The sequence below is a fragment of the Kitasatospora sp. NPDC093550 genome, assembly GCF_044764985.1.
Lineage (GTDB): Bacteria > Actinomycetota > Actinomycetes > Streptomycetales > Streptomycetaceae > Kitasatospora.
In genome coordinates this window covers 139,673-145,919 of sequence record NZ_JBIWJF010000019.1, presented here as the reverse complement: position 1 = coordinate 145,919, position 6,247 = coordinate 139,673, and the positions used below count along the sequence as shown (strand labels likewise).

Annotated in this window: 7 protein-coding genes; all 7 read left to right on the top strand. The window is 74.8% G+C overall.

Annotated features, from left to right (window positions below):
- The coding region (locus ACIRD3_RS28025; RefSeq protein ID WP_402221994.1) for a sensor histidine kinase at positions 1–294 on the top strand (294 nt) is incomplete at its 5' end.
- Positions 295–322: 28 nt separating this feature from the next.
- Positions 323–1,012, top strand: a complete 690-nt coding sequence (locus tag ACIRD3_RS28020) for a response regulator (RefSeq protein ID WP_402221991.1) — start codon at positions 323–325, stop codon at positions 1,010–1,012.
- Positions 1,013–1,248: 236 nt separating this feature from the next.
- Positions 1,249–2,100: a Rossmann-like and DUF2520 domain-containing protein gene (locus ACIRD3_RS28015; RefSeq protein ID WP_402222006.1), complete on the top strand. Its 852-nt coding sequence runs from the start codon at positions 1,249–1,251 to the stop codon at positions 2,098–2,100.
- Between the two features lie 2 nt (positions 2,101–2,102).
- Positions 2,103–3,008 (top strand): pantoate--beta-alanine ligase, encoded by a 906-nt coding sequence (gene panC, locus ACIRD3_RS28010; RefSeq protein WP_402221988.1) that lies wholly within the window; start codon positions 2,103–2,105, stop codon positions 3,006–3,008.
- Positions 3,009–3,102: 94 nt separating this feature from the next.
- On the top strand, positions 3,103–3,552 hold the full coding sequence (panD, locus tag ACIRD3_RS28005) for an aspartate 1-decarboxylase (RefSeq protein WP_402221985.1): 450 nt from the start codon (positions 3,103–3,105) through the stop codon (positions 3,550–3,552).
- A 15-nt stretch (positions 3,553–3,567) separates the two neighbouring features.
- Positions 3,568–5,238 carry an L-aspartate oxidase gene (locus tag ACIRD3_RS28000; protein WP_402221982.1) on the top strand — a complete coding sequence of 557 codons (1,671 nt, stop codon included), beginning with the start codon at positions 3,568–3,570 and terminating at the stop codon, positions 5,236–5,238.
- A 4-nt stretch (positions 5,239–5,242) separates the two neighbouring features.
- Positions 5,243–6,211 carry a carboxylating nicotinate-nucleotide diphosphorylase gene (gene nadC / locus ACIRD3_RS27995; protein ID WP_402221979.1) on the top strand — a complete coding sequence of 323 codons (969 nt, stop codon included), beginning with the start codon at positions 5,243–5,245 and terminating at the stop codon, positions 6,209–6,211.
- Positions 6,212–6,247 lie beyond the last annotated feature (36 nt).

The following is a 6,247-nucleotide window of genomic DNA, read 5'->3' as shown; positions in this document are numbered from 1 at the left end:
GTCTACCGGATCGTCCAGGAAGCCCTCACCAACGTCCGCAAGCACGGCGGCCCCGACGCCCACGCCCGCGTCGCGGTCGACTTCGGCGAGCGCGAGCTGGCCGTCCTGGTGGAGGACGACGGGCGGGGCAGCACCGCCGAACAGCTGGCCTCCGGCGGCGTGGACGGGCTGGGCCACGGCCTGATCGGCATGCGCGAACGGGTCGGCATGGTCAGCGGCAGCCTGGACGTGGGCCCCCGCCCGGGCGGCGGTTTCCGGATCCGCGCCGTCCTCCCGCTCAAGGCCGCACACTGATGCCCCCTCCCCCTTCTTAGGAGTCACCTTGACCATCCGCGTGATGCTCGTCGACGACCAGGAACTGCTGCGCACCGGCTTCCGGATGATCCTCCAGTCGCAGGGGGACATCGAGATCGCCGCCGAGGCGGGCGACGGCGCGCGGGCCCTGGAGTTGCTGCGGCACACCGAGGTGGACGTGATCCTGATGGACGTCCGGATGCCCCGCCTGGACGGCGTGCAGGCGACCCGCCGGATCTGCCTGGCCGAGGACGGCAGCCCGCTGCCGAACGCCCCGCACGTGCTGATCCTCACCACCTTCGACCTGGACGAGTACGCCTTCGCCGCGCTCAAGGCCGGCGCCAGCGGCTTCCTGCTCAAGGACGTCCCGCCGACCGAGCTGGTGGCCGCGATCCGCGCGGTGCACGGCGGGGACGCGGTGGTCGCCCCGACCACCACCCGCCGGATGATCGACCGTTTCGCCGAGGTGCTGCCCACCCCGCAGAGCGCGCCCGGCTCGGACGTCCTCGGCCCGCTGACCGAGCGCGAGCGGGAGGTGTTCCTGCTGGTCGCCCAGGGTCTGTCGAACGGTGAGATCGCGGCCCGGCTGGTGCTCTCCGAGGCCACGGTGAAGACCCACGTCGGCCGGATCCTGGCCAAGCTCGGCCTGCGCGACCGGGTCCAGGCCGTGGTGCTGGCGTACGAGGCCGGGCTGATCCGGGCCGGGGCCACCGACTGAGCCCGCACCGGGCCCGCCGCCGGGCCGGTACCCGAGCCTCCCTGGTGGTCGGACGCCGACCGTAGACTGGGGCGGTACGTCCGGTACCCGACGAGTGGACCGGAACGGCCAATCAGGACAAGGGTGGACGCGTGGATCCGTCCGACTTCGCCGACTTCGGCGAGTTCGCCCCGCTCGCCGACGGTCTCGGCGACCCGAGCGATCCCGGCAACCGGCCGGCCCGCCTCGCCGTCGGCGTGGTCGGCACCGGCCGGGTCGGCCCCGCGCTGGGCGCCGCGCTGCAGCTGGCCGGGCACACCGTGGTCGCCGCCTCCGGGGTGTCCGCCACCTCCCGCCGCCGCGCCGAGTCGCTGCTGCCGGGGGTGCGGATCGTCACCCCGCCGCAGGTGCTGGCCGCCGCCGACCTCGTCCTGCTGACCGTCCCGGACGACGCGCTGGCCGACCTGGTGGCCGGTCTGGCCTCGACCGGCGCGGTCCGCCCCGGGCAGCTGGTCGTGCACACCTCCGGCGCGCACGGCGTCGCCGTACTGGAGCCCGCCACCCGGGCCGGGGCGCTGCCGCTGGCCCTGCACCCGGCGATGACCTTCACCGGCACCTCCGTCGACCTGGCCCGGCTGGCCGGCTGCCCGTTCGGGGTGACCGCCCCCGAGGAGCTGCGGCCGGTCGCCGAGGCGCTGGTGGTGGAGATGGGCGGCGAGCCCGAGTGGGTGCCCGAGGAGGTCCGCCCGCTCTACCACACCGCCCTCGCGCACGGCGCGAACCACCTGGTCACGCTGGTCGCGCAGGCGATGGAGCTGCTGCGCACGGCCGGCGTCGCCGAGCCCGGCCGGATGCTCGGTCCGCTGCTCGGCGCCGCGCTGGACAACAGCCTGCGCTCCGGCGACGCGGCCCTGACCGGCCCGGTCGCCCGGGGCGACGCGGGCACCGTGCGGCGCCACCTGGCGCAGCTCAGTACGGTGTCCCCCGACATCCCGGCGGCCTACCGCGCGATGGCCCGTGCCACCGCGCAGCGGGCGCTCGCCCGCGGATCGATCGACGAAACGTCGGCGGCGGCGCTGCTGGACGTACTGAACGAGGAGAAGCGCTAGAGATGGCACGCGGAAAGCAGCCGAGCAAGCCCCAGCGGACGCCGAAGGTCCACCGGGCCGTGGTCACCCGCACCGTGGACGACTTCGAGGCCGCGTTCTGGCCGGACGAGCAGCCCGTCGACAACGCCGTCGTGATGACCATGGGCGCGCTGCACGAGGGCCACGCCGCGCTGATCCGGGCCGCCCGCAAGCAGGTCGGCCGGGAGGGCCGGGTCGCGGTGACGGTCTTCGTCAACCCGCTGCAGTTCGGCGCCGGCGAGGACCTGGAGCGCTACCCGCGCACCCTCGACGCCGACGTGAAGCTGGCCGAGGAGAACGGCGCCGACGTGGTGTTCGCCCCGTCCGTCGAGGAGGTCTACCCGAACGGCGAGCCGCAGGTGCGCATCGTGGCGGGCCCGATGGGCGAGCGCTTCGAGGGCGCCACCCGCCCCGGCCACTTCGACGGCGTGCTGACCGTGGTCGCCAAGCTGCTGCACATCACCGACCCGGACTTCGCCTTCTTCGGCGAGAAGGACGCCCAGCAGCTGGCGGTCATCCGGCGGATGGTCGCCGACCTGGACTTCGACGTCGAGGTGGTCGGCGTGCCGACGATCCGCGAGGAGGACGGTCTGGCGCTGTCCTCGCGCAACCGCTACCTCTCGGAGGAGGAGCGCACCCACGCCCTGGCCCTGTCCAAGGCCCTGTTCGCCGGCCGGGACGCCGCCGCCCAGGGCCCGAAGGCCGTGCGCGAGGCCGCCTCGGCCGTCCTCGACGCCGCCGAGGGCATCACCCTCGACTACCTCGCCCTGATCGACCCGCACGACTTCTCCGAGGCGGCGGACGACTTCCAGGGCGAGGCGGTGCTGGCCGTGGCCGCGAAGGTGGGCTCGACCCGCCTGATCGACAACGTCCACCTCATCTGCCGCTAGGCGGATGGGCATCAAGCACGGAATCGTCCGGTAGCCCGGCGTTCCGGCAGTTCCGACCCCTTCAGGCATGCACTCACAGGAGGCGTGACCCGCAATGCTCCGCACCATGCTCAAGTCCAAGATCCACCGGGCCACCGTGACCCAGGCCGACCTGCACTACGTCGGCTCCGTCACGGTGGACGAGGACCTGCTCGACGCCGCCGACCTGCTCCCCGGCGAGCTGGTCCACATCGTCGACATCAACAACGGCGCCCGGCTGGAGACGTACACCATCGCCGGCCCGCGCGGCTCCGGCGTGATCGGCATCAACGGCGCCGCCGCCCGCCTGGTCCACCCCGGTGACCTGGTCATCCTCATCGCCTACGGGCAGATGGACACGGCCGAGGCCAAGGGCTACGAGCCGAAGATCGTCTTCGTGGACGAGCGGAACCGGATCACCGGCCTGGGCGGCGACCCCGCCGAAGCCCGGGAGGGCACCGGACTGCTGCGCGGCGACGCGGCGTACGGTGGCGACAACGGCGCGGCCACCGCCGCCTCGCGCTGAAGGAGTCACCCACCCATGTCCACGCACCGCCTCACCGCCCCGGCCCCCGGCTGGACCGCCACCACCGACGTGGTCGTGGTCGGCTCCGGGGTCGCCGGCCTCACCGTCGCGCTCGACGTCCGCAAAGCCGGCCTGCGGGCCTTGGTGGTCACCAAGGCGATGCTGGACGACGGCTCCACCCGCTGGGCCCAGGGCGGCGTCGCGGCCGCCCTGGGCGAGGGGGACACCCCCGAGCAACACCTGGACGACACCCTGGTGGCCGGCGCCGGGATCTGTGACGAGGAGGCCGTGCGCACCCTGGTCACCGAGGGCCCGGACGCCGTCCGCCGGCTGATCGCCAACGGCGCCGCCTTCGACCGCGGCGAGGACGGCGAGGTCCTGCTGACCCGCGAGGGCGGCCACCACCGCCGCCGGATCGTGCACGCCGGCGGGGACGCCACCGGCGCCGAGATATCGCGCGCCCTGGTCGCGGCCGTCCGCGCCGCTCCGGAGATCGAGCTGATCGAGCACGCGCTGGTGCTCGACCTGCTCACCGACTCCGACGGCCACGCCGCCGGACTCACCCTGCACGTGATGGGCGAGGGCCAGCGCGACGGCGTCGGCGCCGTCCGGGCCCGCGCGGTGGTGCTCGCCACCGGCGGCATGGGCCAGGTCTTCTCCGCCACCACCAACCCGGCGGTCTCCACCGGGGACGGCGTGGCGCTCGCCCTGCGGGCCGGCGCGGCCGTCACCGACCTGGAGTTCGTCCAGTTCCACCCGACGGTGCTCTGGCTCGGCCCGGACGCCGAGGGGCAGCAGCCGCTGGTCTCCGAGGCCGTCCGCGGCGAGGGCGCCCACCTGGTGGACGCGGACGGCGTCCGGTTCATGGTCGGGCAGCACGAGCTGGCCGAGCTGGCCCCGCGCGACGTCGTCGCCAAGGCGATCACCCGGCGGATGCAGGAGCAGGGCGCCGAGCACATGTACCTGGACGGGCGGCACTTCGGCGCCGAGATGTGGGCGGAGCGCTTCCCGACCATCCTCGCCTCCTGCCGCGCCCACGGCATCGACCCGGTCACCGAGCCGATCCCGATCGCCCCGGCCGCGCACTTCGCCTCCGGCGGCGTCCGCACCGACCGGCACGGCCGCACCACCGTCCCCGGCCTGTACGCCTGCGGCGAGGTCGCCTGCACCGGCGTGCACGGCGCCAACCGGCTGGCCTCCAACTCGCTGCTGGAGGGCCTGGTCTTCGCCGAGCGGATCGCGGCCGACCTGGCCGGCCGGCACGCGGCCGGCCGCCTGCCCGAGCGCACCGTGGACGTGGCCGCGGCGCGCGCCGCGCACCCCGTCCCGCTGCCCCCGTCCGAGGCGCGCGCCGAGATCCAGCGGCTGATGTCGCGCGGCGCGGGCATCCTGCGCTCGGCCGCCTCGATGGCCGACACCGCGGCCGGGCTGGCCCTGATCGCGCAGCAGGCGTACGCGCACGTGGCCGAGGAGAAGCCGGCCGACCCCCGGGTGGAGACCTGGGAGGCCGCCAACCTGCTGCTGGTCGCGACCTCCCTGGTCGCGGCGGCGGCGCAGCGCGAGGAGACCCGCGGCTGCCACTGGCGCGAGGACTTCCCCGAGCGCGACGACGCCCACTGGCGGCGCCACCTGATCACCACCCTCGCCGCCAACGGCGACCCCGTCAGCACCCCTGAGGAGCAGTAGAACCATGACCCACTCCCACGAGGAACTCCCCCTGGTCGAGCAGGGCGGCTGCGGCGACGGCTGCGCCTGCGGGGACGGCGAGGGCTACGAGACCGGCCTGGACCCGCAGCTGGCCGAGCTGCTGGAGCAGGCCGGGCTGGACCCGGTCGAGGTCGAGGACATCGCCACCCTGGCGCTGGCCGAGGACCTGGCCGGCGGCGAGGACGTCACCTCGGTGGCCACCGTGCCCGCCGACGCCGTCGCCACCGCCGACTTCACCGCCCGCGCGGCCGGCGTGGTGGCCGGCCTGCGGATCGCCGAGGCGGTCGTCTCGCTGGTCTGCGAGGAGGAGTTCGAGGTCGAGCGGCACGTCGAGGACGGCGACCGGGTCGAGGCCGGCCAGGTGCTGCTCTCGGTCCGCTCCCGCACCCGCGACCTGCTGACCGCCGAGCGCAGCGCGCTCAACCTGCTCTGCCACCTGTCCGGCATCGCCACCGCGACCCGCGCCTGGGCGGACGCCCTGGAGGGCACCGGCGCGGTCGTCCGGGACACCCGCAAGACCACCCCGGGCCTGCGCGCGCTGGAGAAGTTCGCGGTGCGCTGCGGCGGCGGCGCCAACCACCGGATGGCGCTGTCCGACGCCGCCCTGGTGAAGGACAACCACGTGGTCGCGGCCGGCGGCGTGGCCGAGGCCTTCCGGGCCGTCCGGGCCGCGTACCCGGACCTCGCGGTCGAGGTCGAGGTGGACACCCTGGACCAGATCGCGCCGGTGCTCGAGGCCGGGGCCGACCTGATCCTGCTGGACAACTTCACGGTCGAGCAGCTGAAGGAGGCCGTCGCGCTGGTGAACGGCCGGGCGAAGCTGGAGGCCTCCGGCGGACTGACCCTGGCCAGCGCGCGCGAGGTCGCCCAGACTGGGGTGGACTACCTGGCCGTGGGCGCGCTCACGCACTCCTCGCCGATCCTCGACATCGGCCTGGACCTGCGCGCCTGACCGTCAGGACCGCCCGGCCCCGTCCCGACTCGCAGA